We start from the raw sequence: 20,911 nt of genomic DNA, 5'->3' as shown, positions 1-20,911 counted from the left end.
TCAGCCCGCCTCCCCCTGTGCCGCGCCGGTCTTCTCGTCGATCAGGCCGGCCATGGCGCGGGGGGTCGGGTCGACGCCGAACAGGTGGGTCGCCGTGATCTCCACACCGCAGCTCCGGGAGAGCCGGCCGGCCAGCCGGACCAGGGTGAAGGAGTCCCCGCCGAGCATGTACAGGTCGGCGTCGGGCCCGACGTCCGGGAGTCCGAGGGTCTCCCGCCAGATCCGGAGCACCCGGGGCAGCGTCTCCTCGTCGCCCGTCGGGTCCGCGGCCGGCGCTGGGCCGTCGTCCCCGCCCCGCCGGCCGGGCGCGTCGATCCAGTGCCGCCGCCGGTCGAACGGGTAGGTGGGCAACGGCACGCGCCGGTGGCCGTCCGCCCCGTTGGCCGCCCCGAGGTCGACGCCGATCCCCGCCGACCACAGCCGGCCGAGCTGGGTGAGGAAGGGCACGGCTCCGGGGCCGGGCAGCACCGGCACCACCTCGGACGGGCCGTCCGCCCCGACGTACGGGTGCAGCAGGTCGCTCAGCGAGCGCCCCGGTCCGATGTCGACGACCAGCGCGCCCGGCACGGTCGCGGTCAGGGTGCGCACGGCGTCCGGGACGCGCACGGGCTGTCCCGGACGGACGTCCCACCAGGGGCCGTCGCGGCCGGTCCGCGGGTCGACGGCCCGGCCCGTGCGGGTGGAGACGACCGGCAGGGACGGCGGCTTGAAGGCGGCCGTCACGACGTCCGTTCCGGCCCCGGCGGACAGCCGTACGAGGTCGGCGCCGTCGACCGCAGAGAACTCGCCGGCGAGGCGGGCCGCCGCGAACTCCCCGAGCCCGTGACCCAGCACCGCGACGGGCTCGACGCCGAGGGACCGCAGCAGTTCGGCGGTGGCCACCTGAGCGACGTAGAGACACTGGGCGGCCAGGTCGGCGGGCGGCGGCGGGCCGTCGGTCTCGTCCAGCAGGGCGGAGCGGATCCTGTCGCCGTCCTCCCCCAGGGCGGCGAGGATGTCCTCCACCCGGTCGCGCACCACGGCGTGGCGGGGGTACAGGCCCGCCAGCGCACCGCGTACGGAGCCCGTCCGCTCGCCGAAGGCCAGCACGACCGGCGGTGGCTTCCTCGGGACCCGGCGGGGGGTGTCCCGGAGGGACTCGGGCACCGGCCCGTCCGGGGTCAGTACGACGCTCAGGCGGACCGGGAAGCCGCGCCGGCCCGAGACGAAGGTGCGGGCCACCTCGCCCACCCGTGGACCGGGCCGGACCGCCAACTGCTCCAGCAGGGCGTCCCGGTAGCGCAGCACGCCGTCGGGGCCGGTCGCCGACAGCGGGATCACGGCCGCCGTCAGGTCCTCCTGCGGTGTCGGCGCGGAGGGCGCGAACTCCTCGACCACGACATGGCAGTTGGTGCCGCCCATGCCGTAGGAGCTGACCCCGGCACGTCGCGGCACCCCGGGTGCGGCGGTCCAGGGCCGGGCCACCGGGTCCACCACGAAGCCGTCCGGCAATTCGTCCGCGGCCGCGCCCTCCCCCGCCCCGGGCAGCGGCGGGAGGACACCGTGCCGGAGCGCCAGCACCGCCTTGACCAGGCCCACGACACCGGCGGCCGCGCCCAGATTCCCGAAGGTGGCCTTGGCCGAGCCCAGGGGCAGCGGCTCGTCCGCCCGGCCCCGGGCGAACACCTCGGCCAGCGCGGCGAGTTCGATGTCGTCGCCGACCTCGGTGCCGGTGCCGTGCCCCTCCAGGTAGCCGACCGTCGCGGGATCGATCCCGGCGTCCCGGTGGGCGGCGCGCACCACGTCGACCTGGCCGGCGAAGCCCGGGGCGGTGTACCCGGCCTTGTCGCCGCCGTCGTTGTTCATCGCCGAGCCGCGGATCACGGCGAGGACGGTGTCGTGGTCGGCGATCGCGTCCGTCAGGCGCCGCAGGGCCACCAGACCGAGGCCGTTGCCCGGCACGCTGCCGTCCCGGCCCGCCAGGAACGGGCGGCAGCGGCCGCTGCGGGAGAGCACACTGCCCGGGGTGAGCGCGTAGCCCTCCTCCTGCGGCAACTCGACGTTCACCCCGCCGGCCAGCACCAGATCGGCGTCGCCGCTCCGCAGGGCCCGGACGCCCTGGTGCACGGCGACCAGCGAGGTGGAGCAGGCGGTCTGGACGGTCATCGCCGGGCCGGTCAGACCGAGCCGGTAGGCGATCTTGGCCGCGAGGTGGTCCTTGTCGTTGGCGAGGACGATGGGCAGGAGTCCCTCCACCGCCTCGATCGAGGGGTCGGTGAGGATGTGCCGCAGCAGGTAGTAGTCCAGCCCCGCGCCGGCGAAGACACCGATCCGCGGGGCACCGCCGCCGCGCCCGGTCCGGTCGCCGCCGGTGCCGTGGCCCGCCCGTTCCAGCAGCACCCACGCCGCCTCCAGCAGCAGCCTGTGCTGCGGGTCGGTCAGCTCGGCCTCGCGCGGGGGCATCCCGAAGGCCTCGGCGTCGAACAGCTCGACGTCCGCGAGGACTCCGCGCCGGGGAACCCGGCCGGGGCCGCCGTCGGGGTCCGGTCCCGTCCCGGCGCCGGGCAGGGTGGTGACCGCGTCCCGGCCCCCGGCCACCGTGGCCCAGAAGGCGTCGAGGTCGTCCCCCGCACCCGGGGTGCGGGTGTACACCCCGATCACGGCGATCGGCTCGGTCTCCGCTTCACGCACCGCGCATGCCCTCCTTGATGTGCGCCGCCAGCTTCTCGACCGTCGGGGCGCGGTAGATGTCGACCGAGGTGATCCGGACTCCCGGGAAGCGTTTGCGGAGCGCGTCACGCATCTCGGTGAGCTGCAGGGAGTCGCCGCCCGCGTCGAAGAACGCCTCGTCGTAGTCGAAGTCGTCACCACCGAGGAGGAGCCGCCAGACCCCGGCGACCTCCTCGACGACGTCGTCCGCGGTGGGCGCCGCGACGGCCGGCTCCGGAACCGCCGTCTCCGGGGCGGTCGTCTCCGGGGCCGTCCGCTCCAGGGCCGCCGGCGCCGGGGCCTCCGTGAGGAAGCGCTCCGTCGTCCGGGCGCGGGCGGCCAGGGCTTCGGTGTCCACCTTGCCGTTGCGGTTCAGGGGCAGGGCCGGCACCAGGCACCACAGGCCGGGCAGGGCGTAGGACGGGAAGCTCTCCGCGAGCGTGGGGACCAGCTCGCGCAGGGCGGCCGGTTCCGGGCCGACGACCGCGGCGAGGACGGCCCGGTCGGTGTCGTCCGCGCCGACGGCGCTCACGTCGACGTCGACGACCCCGGGCCAGCCTCTGATGTGCGACTCGATCGCGGCGAGTTCGACCCGGTGGCCCCGGACCTTGATCTGACGGTCCCGGCGGCCGCGGAACAGCAGCTGCCCGGTGTCGTCCCAGCGGACGATGTCCCCGGTGGCGTAGGCGCGTTCACCGGAGAGCCAGGGCAGGCTGCCGAAGGCCGCGGCGGTGCGTTCGGCGTCCTGGGCGTACCCGTGGGCGAGGCCGAGGCCGGTGGCGTACAGCTCGCCGTCGACGCCCGGCGGGACCGGTCGGCCCGCCCCGTCGGCGACGAGGACGCCGGTGCCGGCGACGGGCCGTCCGATCGGTACGGTGTCGCCGATCCCGTCCGCCGAGGTCACGTGGTGGACGGTGGTGAATGTGGTGTTCTCGGTCGGGCCGTAGCCGTTGGTGATCCACAGCCCGGGGCAGGTCTCCAGGACGCCGCGGACGTGGTCGGGGGAGACCACGTCCCCGCCGGTCAGCACCTGGCGGAGGGCGCCGAGGGAGGCCGGCTCGTGCCGGGCCATCAGACGGAAGAGCCCCGAGGTCAGCCAGGCATGGGTGACCCCCTCCTCCCGCAGGAAGACGCCGATCGCGCGGGGCGCCGCGGGTCCCGGCGGGAGAACGGTGATCCGGTCGCCGTTCAGGAGCGGGGGGAAGAGCTCCAGGGTCGAGGCGTCGAACGCCAGGGGTGCCATCCGCAGCATCGAGCGCCGGTGGCCGGGGTTCTCGTCGTCCGCCGGGCGCAGCAGGTCCGGGTCCGTCGCGAGGCGGATCACCGCGCGGTCGGGTACCTCGACTCCCTTGGGTGTGCCGGTGGTTCCGGAGGTGAAGGAGACGTAGGCCGTGCTGTCCGCGGTGCGCGGGTGCGGTGCCGGGGCGGTGTCCTCGCCGGGCGCCGGGTCCGGGGTCCACGGTGCCACGAACCGGACCCGGTCGGGCCAGTCGCCGCGGTGGTCGGCGGAGGCGACGGCCACGGCCGCACCGGTGACGCGGAGCACCTCCGCGCGCCAGGCGGCGGCCGTCTCGCGCGGCACCGGGACGTAGCAGGCCCCGGTCCGCAGGACCGCCAGGACCGCGACGGCCTCCGCGGCCGAGCGGTCTACCTGGACGATCACCCGGTCGCCGGGCCCGACACCCGCCCGGCTGAGGACGGAGGCGTACCGCGTGGCGGCCTCCCGCAGCTGACGGTAGGTCAGCGTGTGACCGGTGGCCGGATCGGTGACGGCGACGGCGTCGGGGCTCCGCCCGGCGGTCTGCGCGAAGCGGTCCCAGAGCCCCGGGGGCCCGTCCGCCGTGGCGGGCGCGCGCTGCGCGAGGGCGGTGACGCGGTCCCGCTCGGCGGCGGACAGCCCGGTGAGGGAGCCGAGCGGTGTGTCCGGGTCCTGTGCGAACTCCCGCAGGGTCGCGAGCAGCGCACCGGCGAGCGCCGTGGCGGTCCGCGGTCCCACGGTGCCGACCGAGTACTCCAGGGCCAGGGCCGGTTCGCTCCCCCACCGCCGCAGGTAGAGGATCGCGTCGAACACCGCGCCGCGGCAGTGCCCTTCGACCACCTCGGCCGGGGTGCCGGCGAGGTCGACGGTGGCCGGGACCAACTCGTCGTGCGCGGCGAAGGCGAATGGGGCCGGTGCGTTGGAGCCGCGCTCGGGGTGGGCACCGAGGTGGCGCACGATGTCCTCGTAGGGGGCCTCGGAGTCCCGGGTCGCGGCGCCGTGCTCGGCGGCCGTCGCCCGGAGGTGGTCCGCGACCGTGCGGTCCGGGTCCAGCCGGATCCGCAGGGGTGCCACCCGGGTCAGCAGGCCGACGGTGTCGAACTGGTCCGCGCGGAAACGCCCGCTGGTGGGCATCCCCAGCACCAGGTCGTCGACCCCGGCACGCCGACCCAGCACCAGGGCCCAGGCCGCCAGCAGGACGACCGGGCGGCGCACACCGGCCCGGCGGGCCACGGCCTCGACCGCGTCCCGTACGTCGGCGGGCAGGACGAACGGCAGCCGGCCGCCCTCCGGGTCGAACGGCCGGTCCTCTCCCCCGGCCGTTCCCCGCAGGCGCACCCCGGCCGGCGCGCCCGCCAGCCGCTCGGCCACCCGGCCGAGGTCCTCCGCCAGCAGCCCCGAGCCGGCCCGCGCGCGGTACCGGGACAGCGAGGAGTCCGGTGCCGGGGCGCTCGGGACCGGGAGGGGGTCCGTGGCGTAGAACTCCGCGAACTCGCGCAGCAGGACGCCGATGCTCCATCCGTCGGCGATCGTGTGGTGGACGAGCAGGGTCAGCACGTCGCCGGTCCCACCGGAGCGTCCGACGAAGGCGCACCACGGGGGCTGCTCGAACGGCCGGAGGACGCTTCCCGCGGTCGGGGCGAGGAGGGCCTCCATCCGGGCCGGGGCCTCCATCCGGGCCGCGGGGCCGCCGCCGTCCGCGGGGAGTTCCAGCTCACGCAGCGGGACCCGCCAGTGCGGCAGGACACGCCGTACGAAGGTGTCGCCCTCGGCGACGAACCTCGTCCGCAGGGACTCGTGCCGTGCGGTGAGTGCCCGCAGCGCCCGGTCGACCCGGGTGCCGTCGAGGTCCGGGGCCACCAGGGAGAACATCAGCCGGTAGGGGGCGTCCCGGCCCGCCAGATGGGCCGTCAGCATCTGCTCCTGCCCGGGCAGCAGCGGACGGTCGCCGGGCGGGGGCGGCGGCGCGGGCCGGGCGTCCACCGGCCGTGCGGCGGCCAGCACCTCGCCCAGCGGGGCGTCGCCCAGCAGACGCGTGAGGTCCGGCGCCAGACCGAGTCGCCGTTCGCCCAGGGCGACCAGGTGGTACGCCTGGAGCGAGGAGCCCCCGAGGGCGCCGAAGGTGACGTCGGTCCAAGCGCCGGAGCGGGCGCCGGTCCGGGCGCCGGGCGGGCCCGCCGTGCCGTGCAGCGCCTCGTCGAGCAGCGGCTCCCAGTCCTCGGTCGCCGCCCGGTGGCGCGGTGCGTCGGTGCTCACTGGGCGTTCTCCCCCTTGGTCTCGGACACCGGTTCCTTCTCGGGGCCGGGCTCGGACGGCCGGGTCGCCGCCTCGATCGCCCGGTCGGACAGGTAGACCCGGATCGGGACGACGGTGAGCAGGGTCAGGACGGTGGACACGGCGAAGAGGACCGTGGCGTCGACGGCGAGCGCGACGGCACCGCCGATCGCGGCGCCGACCGGTGTCATCCCGTACGTCAGCATCCGCGAGGCCCCGCTGACTCGGCCCAGGTCCCCCCGGTCGACGGTGAGTTGCCGCACCGACATCGACTCGACCGACCACATCCCGCCGAGCGCGCTGCCGACCGCCATCACGGCCGTCAGCAGGACACCCTCGGCGAACAGCGGGCCCGCGAACACCAGGGCCCAGCCCACCCGGGTGAGGGTGAGGGTCGTGCTCCGGCCCACCAGGCGCTCCACATGGTGGGTGGCCAGGGCGCCGCAGGCCGCGCCCACCCCGATCGCGCCCACGAGGAAGCCGTACTGCGACGTGGACAGCCCGAGCGGGCCCGGCGTGATCGCGTACACCACGAGGACGGTGAAGAAGATGCTGTTGGCGATCGTGGTCAGGCCGCCCACGGCGACGATGGTCGCGAGGATCGGCCGGGAGAAGACGATCCGCGCCCCGTCCCAGAACCCGGTGGAGGTCTCCTCGGATGCCACGCGGGCCGCGGTGCGCGGCAGTTGGGCGGCGACCAGCGCGGCGGCCAGGCACGCCAGCCCGGACAGCACACCGGGCAGCACCGGGTCGACGTCGACCAGGACACCGGCCAGGGCCGGGCCCAGGAACTGGTAGAAGAGCCGGGTCGACACGGCCAGCAGACCGTTGGCCCGGGTGCGACGCGCGTCGTCGACCGCGTTGGCGGTGACGACCTCGGCCGCGGTGTCGACCACGGTCTGGAAGCAGGAGACCACGAAGACCAGCGCCGGCACGGTCACCGTGAGCGCGACATCGGCCCAGATCAGCGCCGCGAGGCCGAGCATGGCCACGCAGCGCCCGAGGTTGGCCAGGGTGACGGCCCGGACCGGATTCATCCGGTCCACCAGGACGCCGGCCGGTACGGCGGCGATCAGCCAGGGCAGGGTCGCGGCGACCGTGACCGCGGCGACCGCCGCGGCCGAGTGCGTGGTGGTGGCCGCCGTCATCGTCGCCGCCACGGCGAAGACGCCGTTGGCGGTGTCCGAGACCGCGGTGGCGGTCAGGAATCTCCGGAACACCCCGCTCATCGGGTGGTTGTTCCGGTGCCGGCACCCGCCATCTCGTCCCGCAGCCGGGCGAACCGCCGCAGACTGCCGATCACCTGACGTTGTGTCAGGCCGAAGTCGACGAGCGCGCCGATCTCGTTCACCCCCGCCTCCCGCAGCAGCTCGCAGCGCCGCCGCACCGAGACCGGGTCGCCGAGCAGGGCGCGCTCGGTGCGGAACTTCCGGTAGGCGCGCCGGAGCACGGCGTCGAGGTCCTTCGGGCTGGCCCCGGCCAGGTCGATCCGCTCCTCCGCCAGGGCGGAGGTGAGGGTGCCCACCAGGTGGGTGTGGCTGCGCAGATAGCGGATGAAGGGGTCGTGGCAGACCTCCTCCACCATGTCCTCCGACTCACCGACGTAGCAGTGGACCATCAGGGTGACCCGGCCGGTCTCGGGGTCGTGGCCGGCCTCCTCGCGCGCCTTGCGGTAGACGCGGATCTTGTCGGCGAGTTCGTCGGTCCGCAGCTCCAGCAGCGCGGTGAGCAGGTTGGCGCCGAGCGCACCGGCCCTGCGGAAGCTCTCGTCGTTCGAGGTCGCGGTCAGCCAGGTCGGCAGCTCCCGCTGCACGGGCGTCGGATACAGCGACACCTGGACGCGGCCGCCCGTGCCGTCGAGGGCGTCCGGCACGACGCCCTCGGACCACAGCGAGCGGATCCGCCGGACGTCGGCCTCGAAGGTGTCCCTGCGGCCGGCGAACCGGTCGGGGGCGAGCGCGAAGTCGGACGGGTGGAAGCCGGGGGCGAAGGACACCCCGATGCGGCCGCCCGAGAGCCGGTCGACGACCCGCCAGTCCTCGACCAGGCGCAGGGGGTTGTGCAGGGCGGGGATGACGCTGCCCGCGCGGATGTGGATCCGCTCGGTGGCGGTGGCCAGCGCCGCGCCCAGCACGGCCGGGTTGGGGTAGTGCGCCCCGAACTCGTGGAAGTGACGCTCCGGTGTCCAGATCGCCTCGTAGCCGAGCGCGTCCGCCTCACGGGCGGCGGCGAGGATGAGGTCGTAGTCGGATCCGTGGGTGCCCTCGGCGGAGGAGAAGAAGTAGACGCTGGTGCTGAGGGCGCCGTCCGCTGCGGCCGGGCGGTCCGCCCGCGACGGTACGGGGTCGGCCGGGACGTGGGCCCGGAGGGCCGGTTCCGGCCGCGCCGGGGGGATCTGTGCCGTCGGGGCCGGCACGCCCAGCCGCTCCCGTACGACCCGGCACAGACCGCCGAAGGTGGACTCGTCGAAGAACGAGTCCAGCTCCAGCTCCAGGCCCAGCGCGTCGCGGATGCGGGCGCTCAGCCGCAGCGCGGCGAGGGAGTGGCCGCCCTGGTCGAAGAAGTCGTCCTCGGGGCCCACCGCGTCGACGCCGAGCACCTCGCACCACAGGGCGCTGAGCACCGGGTCGGTGTCCGTCGTCGCGCTCACGGCCGTCTCCTGTTGTGTCACGTCGCTCCGTTCGTCGGTCGCCATGTGCCGTGCTGGAACTGCCTCGTGACGCGGGGGCCCGGGCGTGCGCGGTGCGGAGGGCGCGGCGTCGGCCGCCGGCCCGATCCAGCAGCGCTCGCGCGAGAAGGAGTACGTCGGCAGCGGCACCCGCCGGGCGGCCCCGCCGTCCCCGTGCCACCCCTCACCGAGCCCCCAGCTCCACAGCAGCCCGGCGGCGTCCAGGCCCGTGGCCAGGGATCCGCCCCGCCGCGGCCGGTCGAACCCGCCGGTCAGCGGTGCGCGATCGGAGAGGATGTCGCTCACCAGGCCCTGGAGCGTGGCACCCGAGCCGGTCTCGAACCAGGCGACGGGCCCGAGGTCGTCCGACGCGGCCCGGACCGCCTCGGCGAACCGCACGGGCAGCCGGATCTGTGAGGCCCAGAACCGCGGGTCCACGGCCTCGGCGTCGCCGAGCCCGCGCCCGGTCGCCGCGGAGAACAGGGGGGTGCGGGGCGGTCGCAGGGCGAGCCCCGCCATCACCTCGGTGAACTCCTCCGCCGCCGCGTCCATGCCCGGTGAGTGGAACGCGTGCGCGGTGCGCAGCGGCACCGTCGCCGTCCCGGCCGCCCGGCAGCGCTCCACGAAGGCGCCCACGGCCTCGGCGGAGCCCGAGACGACCACGTTGTGCGGTCCGTTGAGGGCCGCGACGACCAGGCCGTCGGCCAGCAGCCCGGCCACCTCGTCGGCCGGTGCGACGACGGCCGCCATCGCGCCCGGTGGCGCGGCGTGCATCAGCCGCGCCCGCTCGGTCACCGCGGTCATGCCGTCCGCGAGGGTCAGCACGCCGCCGACGCACGCGGCGGTCAGCTCGCCCAGGCTGTGGCCCACCAGCGCGCGGGGTTCCAGTCCCCGGGAGGTCAGGCTCCGGGCCGTGGCGACCTGGTCCAGGAAGAGACAGGGCTGGGCGAGCAGGGTGCTCATGGTGCCCTCGGGCCCTCCGGCCGCCCCGGGAGCCGACGGGGTGAGCAGGGCGTCGGCCACCTGTCGGCGCAGCGTGCCCTCGACGGCCGCCAGCCCCTCGTCGACGCAGGAGCGGTAGACCGGGTCGGCGTCGTAGCGGGCGCGGCCCATACCCGGGCGCTCGGTGCCCTGCCCGGGGAACATCAGGACGACGCCCGAGCCGGCCGGGACCCGGACCCTGCCGAGTGCGGCCCGGCGCAGCAGGGCGGGTGCCCGGGCGGTGTCCGGAGCGACGACCGCCGCCCGCCACGGCAGTTCGGCCCGGCCGACCCGGAGGGTGTGCGCCACATCGGCCAGGGCAAGGTCGGGGTGTTTCTCCAGATGGTCGGCCAGCCGGCGCACCGCCCGGCCCAGCGCGGCCTCGTCGTTGGCCGAGCAGGTCAGCAGCCGGGGCGCGGGATCGGCGGGAGCCGCCGCGGGAGCCGCGGGCGGTTCCTCCAGGACGACATGGGCGTTGGTCCCGCCGATGCCGAAGGAACTGACGCCCGCACGCCGGGGCGTCGTGCCCCGCGGCCACGGCCGGGCCTCGGCCGGGAAACGCAGCGCGGTCCCCTCCGCGCCGAGCCGCTCGGCGGCGCGGGTGAGGTTCGCGATCGGGGGCACCGTGCCGTGGCGCAGCGCGAGCACGGTCTTGATCAGGCCCACCACCCCGGCCGCGGCGTCGAGATGACCCACATTGGACTTCACGGCGGTCAGGTGGAGCGGGGAGCGCTCGGCGTCCCGCGCCCCGGTCAGGAAGACCTCCCGCAGCGCGGAGATCTCCACCGGGTCGCCGAGCCGGGTGGCGGTGCCGTGCGCCTCCAGCAGGCCGATCGACTCGGCCGGTACGCCCGCCGCGTCCAGGGCGGCCTTGATGACCGCGGCCTGGGCGGCCGGACCGGGCGCCGTGTAACCGACCTTCCGGGCACCGTCGTTGTTGACGGCGGACCCGAGGAGGACACCGTGGACGACGTCCCCGTCGGCGAGCGCGTCCGCCAGCCGCTTCAGGACGACGACGCCCGCCCCGTCGCCGGGGACGGTGCCCGCCGCGTCCTCGTCGAACGGCCGGCACAGCCCGTCGGGCGAGAAGATGCCGCCGGGCTCGTGGACGTAGCCGTGCCGGGACGGCGGCGCGACCGAGCAGCCGCCGGCGAGGGCGAGGTCGCTCTCGTGGGACAGCAGGCTCCGCACGGCCATGTGGACGGCGACCAGGGACGTCGAACAGGCCGTCTGGACCGTGACGCCGGGGCCCTGGAGGTTGAGCTTGTAGGAGATCCGGGTGGCGGCGAAGTCCTTGTCGGAGGCGATGACCGCTTGCAGGGGCCCGGCGGTCTCCAGGGCCTTCGGGTGGGCGAGCACCTCCTCCAGCAGGTAGGAGTTGCCGCCGACGCCGGTGAAGACGCCGATGCGGTTGTCGTCCGGCGCCACCGGGGCGTATCCGGCGTCCTCCAGCGCGCGCCAGGCGCACTCCAGCAGGATCCGCTGCTGCGGGTCGAGCAGCGACGCCTCCAGCGGGGAGTAGCCGAACAGCTTCCGGTCGAAGCCGGGGACGTCGTCCATGGCGGCGCGCACCGGAACGTACCCGGGGGTGTCGAGGATGCCGCGCGGTACCCCGGCGGCGCGCAGCTCCGCCGCGTCGAAGCGGGCGGCGGCGTGTCCGCCGGACCGCACCATCCGCCAGAAGGCGTCCAGGTCCTCGCCGGTGCCGGGCAGCCGTGCGGCCATGCCGACCACGGCGATCCGGCCGTCGTCGGGACGACGGCGGCCGGTGTCCCGGTCCGCCGGTGCCCGCCGGGTGCCGCCACTGCCGATGGCCTCCCGTGACCCGTGCAGGAACCGGGCGCAGGCCTCGACGGTGGTGTGGTGGAAGAGGTCGGTGACGCTGATCTCCAGGCCGGCCCCGGCCAGTGCCTCGTGGACCTTCAGCAGGGCGAAGCTGTGTCCGCCGACGTCGAAGAAGTTGTCGTCCACGCCGATGTCGGACCGCCCGAGCACCTGCTGCCAGGTCGCGAGCACGGTCCGGGTGAGGTCCGCCAGGTCCGGCCGCCGAAAGCCGTCGGGTCGTGGCGCCGCCGTGGCGGCGGTCGGCTCCGGGGCGGCGGTCGGCTCCGGGGCTGCCAGCAGTCCGAGCAGGAGGGCGCGGTCCGCCTTTCCGTTCGGCGTCAGCGGGATGGCGTCGACCCGCACGAACCGGTCCGGGCGGAGGTAGGGCGGCAGCTCCGCCCTCAGGTGCTCGCGCAGCTCGCTCTCCGGGAGCGGCCCGTCGACGGCCACGAAGGCGACCAGCGAGTCGTCGTGGGCCAGCACGCTGCAGGCCGAGGGGCGGCGTCCGGGCAGCCGCAGCACGGCCCGTTCGACCTCCGCGGGCTCGACACGGTAGCCGCGCACCTTCACCTGGTCGTCGACGCGTCCCAGGTACTCCAGGGTGCCGCCGGTGCGCCAGCGGGCGAGGTCGCCGGTGCGGTACAGCGTGCCGCCGGGGTGGAACGGGTCCGGGGTGAAGCGCCGCGCGGTCTGCTCCCCGTCGGCCAGGTAGCCGCGGGCGACATGCCCGCCGCCGATGTACAGCTCGCCCGGCACGTCGAGCCCGGCGGGGTCGCCGTTCTCGTCGAGCACGTAGCAGCGGGCCTGCGGAAGCGGCACGCCGATCGAGTGGGCCGGCACCGAGCCGAGGTCCGCGGCGGGCACCGGGTGCGCGGTGACGTGGACGGTCCCCTCGGTGATCCCGTACATGTTCACCACGGTGGTGTCGAGACCGCCGCCGCCGAGCGACAGGGCCAGCCGCCCCCAGTCGAGCGCCTCGCCGCCCAGCACGATGTACCGCGGTCCGGAGCCGGACGCCGCGGTCAGGGCCGGGGCCAGACGGTAGAGCGACCCGGGTGTCTGGCTGAGGATCGTCACCCCGTGCCCGCTCACCAGGGCGGCGAGCGCCGCCGGGTCGCGCACCTGGTCGTCGGTGGCGAGGACACAGGTGCCGCCGGTGGTCAGCGGGCCCCAGATCTCCCAGACCGAGAAGTCGAAGGCGAACGAGTGCGCGCAGAGCCATACGTCCGTCTCGTCCACCGTCAGCCCGGCGGGCCGGTCGGCGAACAGCTGGGCGAGGCAGGAGTGCGTCACCTCGACACCCTTGGGCCGGCCGGTCGAGCCCGAGGTGAAGATGACGTACGCGGTCCGCTCGGGATCGCTCCCCTGCGTATCGTCCCCCTCGGGATCACTCCGCTCCAACGGCGGGACGTCCGGGACCTCGTGCGGCTCCCGCCCGTCCACCACCTCGTCCACCACCAGCGGGTTCGCGGTGGGCAGCCACTCCTGGAGGTCGGCCCGGGTCGCCGAGTCGACCAGGACCAGGCCGATCCCCGCTCGCTCCGCGATCGACCGCAGGCGCTCCCCCGGGCCGACCGGGTCGAGCGGGACGTACGTCGCCCCGGCCTTCCACGCGGCGAGCATCGCGACCACGGTCCACGGGGTCCGCCGCCCGCACACCCCGACCCGCGTACCCGGTCCCGCTCCGGCGTGCCGCAGCCGTCGGCGGACCCGGTCGGCGTGGGCGTCGAGCTCGGCGTAGGTCAACGTGGTCGTGCCGTCGGTCAGCGCGGGGTGGTCGGGACGGGCCGCGCGGGCCCGCAGGAACCGGGACAGCACGGACTCGGTCTCGGGCGCGGCGGGCGCCGGGTTCACGCCGAGGGTGAGGTGGGCGGCCTCCCGCGCGTCCACCATCCGCACCGGCTCGTCCGGGGCCTCGACCGCGTGGGCGATCGCCGACTCCAGATGGCGTACGAGGGTCTCGGCGGTCGGCGTCAGCAGGATGTCGGCGTCGAACTCCAGCCGCAGGGAGGGGTGTTCGCCCGAGAGGTCGACGGTCAGGGCCAGGTCCCACTTCGCCCGGTCGCTGTGCACCTCGATCTCGGTGACCGTCGTCCCCGGGAGGTCGGGCAGCCCGGCGTCGAAGTTCTGCACCGCCAGGGAGCACTGCAGGAGCGGCGACCGCCCGGCGGCACCGCGCAGCGCGAGCTCGCGCACCAGCACGTCGACGGGCACGTTCTGCCGGGCCATGGCGGGGAGCACCGCGGTACGTGTCCTGCGCAGCAGGTCGGTGAAGGCGGGGCGGCCGGAGACGTCCAGGCGCAGCGGCACCATGTTCACCTGGCACCCGACGAGGGCCTGGTCCTCCTCCGAGTGCCGGCCCGCGACCGGGCTGCTGATCACCACGTCGTCCTGACGGGCGTAGCGGCCCAGGACGCTCGCGTAGATCGCGGCGAACGCCATGAAGACGGTGGCGCCCGCTCGCTGCGCGGTCTCGCGCAGCCGGCCCACCACCTCCCGGTCCAGCGGCACCAGTACGGAGCCGCCGGCGCCGCTGGGTACCGCCGGGCGGGGCAGGTCGGTGGGCAGGGCCAGGGGGTTCAGGTCCGCCAGGTAGCCACGCCAGAAGTCCAGATCGGCCGACGCGGTCCCGCCCGTCGCCCACTCGGCCCGCTCACGCGCCGCCCGGGCGAGCGGGCCGGGGGCCTCGCCGTCGAAGGGCTCGCCCTCCGGGGGCGTGCCGTAGGCCCTCTCCAGGTCGCGGAAGATCACGCCCAACGACCAGCCGTCACACACGATGTGATGGGCCACCAGGACGAACCCGTACTCCCCCGGCCCCAACCGGGTCAGTCCCCAGCGGACCGGCGGACCGGCGGCCAGGTCGAAGGGGTCCTCGCTCAGCCGTCGCACCAGCGCGCGCACGGCCTCCGCCCGTTCGGCGCCCGGCTCGGACGCGGTGACGGTCCAGGAGGGCTCGGTGTCCCGGCCGGGTATCCGCTGCACCAGCCGGCCGCCCTCGAAGGCGAAGGTGGCCCGTAAGGCGTCATGACGGGCCGTCACCCGCCGTACGGCCCGGTGCAGCGCCTCGACGTCGAGATCGCCGTCGATGTGCATCGCCACGACGACCAGGTAAGCGTCGTCCCGTCCCGCCGCCTCGCGCGTGACGTAGAGACGCTCCTGGGCAAAACTCAATGGCCCTTGGTCGGCTGTCGCGCTCATCGTGTCCCCCGTGGACGCTGAAGATCGTGGTGCCCGGAGGGCTATGTGCCCAGAGTCGATTCAAGATGCACTCATCGTGGGTATGGCACACATCACACGTCACAGGGATCACACGCGCCACAACCGCCGGCCAGGTTGACGTTTCCATGTCACGCGCGCCGCCCCCGTGCCACGCTGGGAAACACACCAACTCGTGTCACCCCACTGGCACTTCAAGGAGTCCCCCCATGCTGCGCGGCATCGACGTGAGCGCCTACCAGTCCTCCTCCTACGACACCGACGGCCTCTCCTTCGTCTTCATCAAGGCGACCGAGGGCCGCTCCTACATCAACCCCAAGCTCGCCGCCCAGACCAAGCGCGCCCGCGACGCCGGTCTCGTCGTCGGCTTCTATCACTTCCTCTGGCCGGGCAACCTCACCGCCCAGGCCGAGTACTTCGTCAAACACGCCCCCGAGAAGGGCGGCGACATCCTCGCCGTCGACTGGGAGACCACGGGCGAGGGCACCCACGCCTCCAACGCGGAGAAGGACAGCTTCATCCGCAAGGTGAGGGCACTGCGGCCCAACAACCGGGTGATCCTCTACTGCAACCGGAACTTCTGGCTCAACGTCGACACGACCTCCTACGCCGGCGACGGCCTCTGGATCGCCGACTACGTCACCGCCGGCAAGCCCCGCATCAAGGCCAAGTGGCGCTTCCACCAGTACACCTCGGACCCGCTGGACAAGAACGTGGCGGACTTCGAGAGCAAGGCGGCACTGCGGAAGTGGGCGACGGACGCCTGATCTGCGGCTTCGTCTAGGCTCGCCACCATGGGTGGGACAGTGAGCGCGGTCAGCAGCAGTGGTACGTACTCCTTCACCAAGCCGAACCGGGAGAGCATCACACTGCTCGCCGGGCTCGGGGTGGAGGGGGACGTGCACGCGGGAGTGACGGTGAAGCACCGGTTCCGGATGCGCAAGGATCCCTCGCAGCCGAACCTTCGGCAGGTGCACCTCATGCACGAGGAGCTGTTCGAGGAGGTCCGCGGGGCCGGGTTCGAGGTGGCGGCCGGGGAGCTCGGCGAGAACGTGACCACGCGGGGCGTCGATCTGCTGGGGCTGCCCGTCGGGACGCGGCTGCGTCTCGGGGACGAGGCGGTCGTAGAGGTGACCGGGCTGCGGAACCCCTGCGCCCAGATCGACACGTTCCGGCAGGGGCTGATGAAGCAGGTCGTCGGCCGGGACACCGACGGGAGCGTGCGCTTCAAGTCCGGGATCATGGGTGTCGTGCTCACGGGCGGAGTCGTACGGCCCGGGGACGGGGTCGAGGTCCTGCTGCCGGAGGGACCGCACCGGCCCCTGGAGATCGTCTGATCACCCCTGTCCGCCGAACGGATCCTCCAGCTCCCCCCGCACGATCTCCGCGGCCGCCTCCGCGTCCCCGTCCGCGACCGCCCGGATCAGGGCCTCGTGGGCGTCGTCCGCGGTGTTGGGGTCGTGGTCGCGCAGGCCGGTGAGGGTCAGCAGGTCGATGAGGCCCTCGCGCAGGACCGGGACGAAGTCGTGGAACAGGTCGGTGAGGACGGGGTTGTGCGCGGCGGCGACCACCGCCGCGTGCAGGGCGATGTCGGCGTCGATGAAGGTCGCGTCGTCGCGCGTGGAGGCGGCCCGCCGGCCCTGGAGCGCGTGTTCCATCGCGGTGACGTCCTCGGGGGTGCGGCGCCGGGCGGCCAGCCGGGCGGCCTGGACCTCGATGCCCATGCGGACCTCGTAGACGTCGGTGACGGCGGCCCGCCGCAGCCGGGTCGGCCAGTCCTCGACGGGGTCGGTGGCGAGGACGAAGACGCCGGCGCCCTGCCGGGGCTGGACGAGCCCGGCGCCGGCGAGGGCGCGCAGGGCCTCGCGGACGGTGGAGCGGCCGACGCCGAGTTCCTTGGCGAGGGTCGTCTCGCCGGGCAGCTTGGTGCCCACGGGCCAGTGGCCCTCCGTGATGTGCTCACGCAGGCGCTCGGCGGCCTGTTCGACCAGGGGACTGGGACGGACGGGGCCCAGCGGCATCGGGGGTTCACCAACTCGTCGGAGGAGTGCTGCTCTGCACGGCCATTCTCACCTGCCTCATCCCGCCCGTACTTGTCTGAGGAGCTGAGGAGTGGATAGCGTACCGCCATGACGCTTCGCGGTCTCCTTCTTCTCGGCTGCCGCGGCGGGGCCTGACGCGACCGGCACCCCGCCGCGGGACGCCGTGCTGCCGGTCTCCGACCGATCGACGGTCCACCGAGCGGACCGTCCGAGCAGAAGGAAACCCCGTGACCTCCGTATGGAATCCGCAGCGGCCCGGTCCCATGCCGCACCACCGCTACCGCCCCTTCCACGAGCGGGTGAACGTCCCGGCCGGCGACCGGAGTTGGCCCTCCGCCCGCATCGAGCGCGCCCCCCTCTGGGTCCCCGTCGACCTGCGCGACGGCAACCAGGCCCTCGCCGAGCCGATGGACACCCCGCGCAAGCGCCGCTTCTTCGATCTGCTGGTGGCGACCGGCTTCAAGGAGATCGAGGTCGGCTATCCGTCGGCGAGCCGTACCGACTTCGACTTCGTACGGCACCTGGTGACCGCCGGGGTCGTGCCCGACGACGTGACCCCGGTCGTGTTCACCCCGGCCCGCCCGGACCTGATCGACCGGACCTTCGACGCGATCGCCGGGCTGCCGCGGGCGGTGGTCCATCTGTACATCGCGACCTCACCGGTGTGGCGCGACGTCGTCCTCGGCCGGGACCGCGGGGAGGTGTGGCGGACCGTACGCGAGGCGGCCGAGCGCATGGCGCGGCGGGCCGGGGACACCGCGGGCGTCCGTTTCCAGTTCTCCCCGGAGACCTTCAACCTCACCGAACCGGACTTCGTCCTCGACCTGTGCGACGGGCTGACCGAGGTGTGGGACGCGAGCCCCGACCGTCCCGTCACCCACAATCTGCCGGCCACCGTGGAGATCGCCACCCCGAACGTCTACGCCGACCAGATCGAGTACGTCCACCGCCATCTGGCCCGCCGCGACGCGGTCGTCCTCTCCGTCCACCCGCACAACGACCGCGGCACCGGCGTCGCCTGCGCCGAACTCGCGGTCCTGGCCGGCGCCCAGCGGGTCGAGGGCTGTCTGTTCGGCAACGGCGAGCGCACCGGCAACGTCGACCTGGTGACCCTGGCGCTGAACCTGTACGCCCAAGGCGTCGACCCGATGCTGGACTTCGGCGACATCGACGCGATGAAGGAGACCGTCGAGCTCTGCAACCGGCTCCCGGTCCACCCCCGGCACCCGTACGCCGGCGACCTGGTCCACACGGCGTTCTCCGGGACCCACCAGGACGCGATCAGCAAGGGGATGGACGAACACGCCCGCAGGGCGAGGGAGTTGGGTGTTCCTGAGCGCGAGGCTCCGTGGGAGGTCCCCTACCTGCCGATCGACCCGGCCGACGTGGGCCGTTCGTACGAGGCGATCATCCGCGTCAACTCCCAGTCGGGCAAGGGCGGGACGGCGTATCTGCTGCGTACGCACCACGGCGTCGACCTGCCGCCGCGCATGCGTCCGGACTTCTCCCGGGTGGTCCAGGAGGCGGCGGACGACAGCGGGCGCGAGCTGACACCGAAGGAGCTGTACGAGCTGTTCCGGGCGGCCTACCTGGCGGAGGGCGAGGTACGGCTGCACGACTGGTCCGCGTACGAGGAGGCGCCCGGCGTCCATCGCTTCGTGTGCACGCTGGAGGCCGGGGACCGTGTCGGCGACTACGAGGGCACGGGAGGCAGCCCGGTCTCCGCCTTCGTCGACGCGCTGGCCGGTGCCGGGTACACCGTCGACGTCGTCGACTACGCCGAGGACGCGACGGCCGCCTACGCCGAGTGCCGGGTGGACGGCCGGGTGGCCTGGGGCGCGGGCGAGGGCTCGTCGGCCGCCGTCCACGCGGTGCTGTCCGCGCTGAACCGGGCGATGCGGTGAGCCGGGTCCTGCGCGCCGAGGACGTCCACGTCGTCCGCGACGGCCGCCCCCTGCTCCAGGAGGTCTCCCTGACCGTGCGGGCCGGGGAGCACTGGGCGCTCCTCGGTCCCAACGGCGCGGGCAAGTCCACCCTGCTCAGCCTGCTCGGCGCCCTGGTCCACCCGACCCGGGGCACGGTCGAGGTGCTGGGCCGCCGGCTGGGCCGGGTCGACCTGCGGGAGCTGCGTGCGTACGTCGGTCATGTCGACCCGCGTCATCCGCTCACCGCGCCCCTGCGGGTGCGGGACGTCGTCCTGACGGGGCTGACCAACTCGGTCGCCCCGCTCCCCCGGTGGCGGCCGACGGACGGGCAGCTGCGCAGGGCCGACGGGCTCATCGAGACGCTCGGCCTCGCCGACCACCGTGACGCCCGCTGGCCCACGCTCTCCCAGGGGCAGCGCGGCCGGACGCTGATCGCCCGCGCGCTCATGCCCGAGCCCAGGCTGCTCCTGCTGGACGAACCGGCGACGGGACTGGACCTGCCGGGGCGGGAGCGGCTGCTCGACGCCCTGGACACGCTGCGTCGCGCACATCCGGCCCTGGCGACGGTCCTGGTCACCCACCACCTGGAGGAACTGCCGGCCGGCACCACCCACGCCGTGCTCCTGCGCGAGGGCCGGGTCCTCGCGCAGGGGCCCGCGGCCGAGATCCTCACCGGGGACCAGGTCGGCAAGTGCTTCGACCTGCCCCTGGTCGTGGACCGGCACGACGGCCGCTGGAGCGTGCGGATCCGGCGCCGGACATGAGGAAGGGGCGCCCGTCCGGCCCGGACGGGCGCCCCTTCGACGCTTCGACGCCTCACTGGCTCAGGTACGTCACCTGCTCAGGTGCGTCACTTGCTCAGGTGCGTCCAGAACTCGTCGAAGGACAGCACCTTGTCGCCGTCGAGGTCGCGGGTCTTGATGATGACCTCGGCCACGGACTCGGTGACGTTCCAGTCACCGGCCTGGGCGAGGGCGGTCTTGAACTCGGCAGCGGTGATGAATCCGTCACCGTCCGTATCGATCCGCTCGAACTGCTTGCGCGCTTCGTCGATGTTCGCCACCGAGCCGCCCCTTTTTCGTCGTTCCTTGCCGTGTGCTGACGAAGGTCAGATTAACCGGCGGTACGAGCACGCAGTGCGGCGACCACCCACGCGAAGTCCTCGGCGTGCGGTGGCGCGGGCTGCCGGTTCACGACGGCGAGCAGTTCTCGGTAGCGGGCGACCCGGTCGTTGAAGCCCGCCGTCATGCGTTCCAGTACGGCGACCCGGTCGGCGTCCCCGAACAGGTCCCGCAGCGCCTGCTCCGCCTCGGGTGCCCCGGGCTCGACACCGCGCTCCCGCAGCGGTGCCACCAGCTCCACCAGGCGTTGGGCGAACCACACGGACTGCCCGCGCGGGGCGTCCGGGGTCCGGTCGGCCGCGTTGAACTCGACGGCCCGCCGCATCTGCCGCCGGAACTCGGGGTCCTGGAGCATCCCGGCCAGCTCCATCCACGCGTCGACCTGCTCGGGCGTCGGGTCGTCCGCGAGGTCGACGGCGGTGCGCCGCATCCGTTCCCGGATGTCCGGGTCGACGGTGTCGAGCCCGTGCAGGGCCTCCTCCACGAACTCCTCCATGATCCGCTGCCGTTCGGCCGCGGACAGCCTGGCCAGTTTGTTCGTCAACGTCATCTCCTCCGCCGTGGATCCTCGTCGTGCCACGCTCGACAGCACCGCCCGGGTCACCTTCAGTGAGCGGATCTGCGCGTCCAGCGCCGCCACGTGCGCGGCCGCGACCTCCGCGACCGTCCGCTCCCCGTCCAGCACCTTGCGTACGACGTCCAGGCCGAGGCCCAGTTCGCGCAGCGTGCGGATCAGTTCCAGGCGGGCGGCGGCCTCGGCGTCGTAGAGCCGGTAGCCGCCGGCGGAACGGGCCACGGGGTGCAGCACGCCCTCGTCCGACCAGTAGCGGATGGTGCGCACGGTCAGTCCGGTGGCGCGGGCCAGCTCGCCGATGGTGAAAAGGCCGGTGCTGTTGTCGATCACGTCTGCGAGT

The 20,911-nt window shown here is 74.3% G+C and carries 11 protein-coding genes; 4 read left to right on the top strand and 7 right to left on the bottom strand.

Going from position 1 to position 20,911, the window contains the following annotated elements; translation table 11 throughout:
* The 4 genes from K4B79_RS48435 to K4B79_RS42780 are packed head-to-tail and all read right to left on the bottom strand — an operon-like array spanning nt 1 to nt 14,891.
* Nucleotides 1-2,670, bottom strand: coding sequence for a beta-ketoacyl synthase N-terminal-like domain-containing protein (locus K4B79_RS48435; protein WP_232032860.1), 2,670 nt, complete (start codon nt 2,668-2,670; stop codon nt 1-3).
* Complete coding sequence (locus K4B79_RS42790; protein ID WP_232032859.1) at nt 2,663-6,202, bottom strand: non-ribosomal peptide synthetase; 3,540 nt, start codon at nt 6,200-6,202, stop codon at nt 2,663-2,665. The genes K4B79_RS48435 and K4B79_RS42790 overlap by 8 nt, the downstream gene beginning before the upstream one ends.
* On the bottom strand, nt 6,199-7,449 hold the full coding sequence (locus K4B79_RS42785; RefSeq protein WP_232032858.1) for an MFS transporter: 1,251 nt from the start codon (nt 7,447-7,449) through the stop codon (nt 6,199-6,201). The genes K4B79_RS42790 and K4B79_RS42785 overlap by 4 nt, the downstream gene beginning before the upstream one ends.
* Nucleotides 7,446-14,891, bottom strand: a complete 7,446-nt coding sequence (locus tag K4B79_RS42780) for a non-ribosomal peptide synthetase/type I polyketide synthase (protein ID WP_232032857.1) — start codon at nt 14,889-14,891, stop codon at nt 7,446-7,448. Before K4B79_RS42780 ends, K4B79_RS42785 begins: the two co-directional genes overlap by 4 nt.
* Nucleotides 14,892-15,118: 227 nt before the next feature.
* Here K4B79_RS42780 and K4B79_RS42775 point away from each other — a divergent pair, with 227 nt between their 5' ends.
* Complete coding sequence (locus tag K4B79_RS42775) at nt 15,119-15,676, top strand: glycoside hydrolase family 25 protein (protein WP_232032856.1); 558 nt, start codon at nt 15,119-15,121, stop codon at nt 15,674-15,676.
* Nucleotides 15,677-15,703: 27 nt separating this feature from the next.
* Nucleotides 15,704-16,246 (top strand): MOSC domain-containing protein, encoded by a 543-nt coding sequence (locus K4B79_RS42770; RefSeq protein WP_232032855.1) that lies wholly within the window; start codon nt 15,704-15,706, stop codon nt 16,244-16,246.
* On the opposite strand, the gene K4B79_RS42765 is transcribed toward K4B79_RS42770, so the two are convergent.
* Nucleotides 16,247-16,930, bottom strand: a complete 684-nt coding sequence (locus tag K4B79_RS42765) for a FadR/GntR family transcriptional regulator (protein ID WP_232032854.1) — start codon at nt 16,928-16,930, stop codon at nt 16,247-16,249.
* 284 nt (nt 16,931-17,214) lie between these two features.
* On the opposite strand from K4B79_RS42765, the gene K4B79_RS42760 reads away from it, so the two are divergent.
* The gene (locus K4B79_RS42760) at nt 17,215-18,855 is read left to right on the top strand and encodes a 2-isopropylmalate synthase (protein ID WP_232032939.1); all 1,641 of its coding nucleotides are present in this window, start codon (nt 17,215-17,217) and stop codon (nt 18,853-18,855) included.
* Nucleotides 18,852-19,640 (top strand): ABC transporter ATP-binding protein, encoded by a 789-nt coding sequence (locus tag K4B79_RS42755; protein ID WP_232032853.1) that lies wholly within the window; start codon nt 18,852-18,854, stop codon nt 19,638-19,640. The genes K4B79_RS42760 and K4B79_RS42755 overlap by 4 nt, the downstream gene beginning before the upstream one ends.
* 86 nt (nt 19,641-19,726) lie before the next feature.
* Here the strand turns inward: K4B79_RS42755 and K4B79_RS42750 are convergent, their stop codons facing one another.
* Nucleotides 19,727-19,939 (bottom strand): EF-hand domain-containing protein, encoded by a 213-nt coding sequence (locus K4B79_RS42750; protein ID WP_232032852.1) that lies wholly within the window; start codon nt 19,937-19,939, stop codon nt 19,727-19,729.
* Nucleotides 19,940-19,989: 50 nt separating this feature from the next.
* Complete coding sequence (locus K4B79_RS42745; protein WP_232032851.1) at nt 19,990-20,901, bottom strand: MerR family transcriptional regulator; 912 nt, start codon at nt 20,899-20,901, stop codon at nt 19,990-19,992.
* Nucleotides 20,902-20,911: the final 10 nt, after the last annotated feature.

Source organism: Streptomyces lincolnensis, assembly GCF_021173675.1.
In the GTDB taxonomy this organism is placed as follows: domain Bacteria; phylum Actinomycetota; class Actinomycetes; order Streptomycetales; family Streptomycetaceae; genus Streptomyces; species Streptomyces lincolnensis_B.
Note: the sequence above shows the minus strand (reverse complement) of the source record. Positions and strands in the feature narration are given on the sequence as shown.

Bases quoted from the DNA above. Each gene is read 5' to 3' on its own strand.
- K4B79_RS42765 (WP_232032854.1), bottom strand. From the start codon at position 16,930: ATGCCGCTGGGCCCCGTCCGTCCCAGTCCCCTGGTCGAACAGGCCGCC.
- K4B79_RS42780 (WP_232032857.1), bottom strand. From the start codon at position 14,891: ATGAGCGCGACAGCCGACCAAGGGCCATTGAGTTTTGCCCAGGAGCGT.
- K4B79_RS42775 (WP_232032856.1), top strand. From the start codon at position 15,119: ATGCTGCGCGGCATCGACGTGAGCGCCTACCAGTCCTCCTCCTACGAC.
- K4B79_RS42770 (WP_232032855.1), top strand. From the start codon at position 15,704: ATGGGTGGGACAGTGAGCGCGGTCAGCAGCAGTGGTACGTACTCCTTC.
- K4B79_RS42760 (WP_232032939.1), top strand. From the start codon at position 17,215: ATGCCGCACCACCGCTACCGCCCCTTCCACGAGCGGGTGAACGTCCCG.
- K4B79_RS42785 (WP_232032858.1), bottom strand. From the start codon at position 7,449: ATGAGCGGGGTGTTCCGGAGATTCCTGACCGCCACCGCGGTCTCGGAC.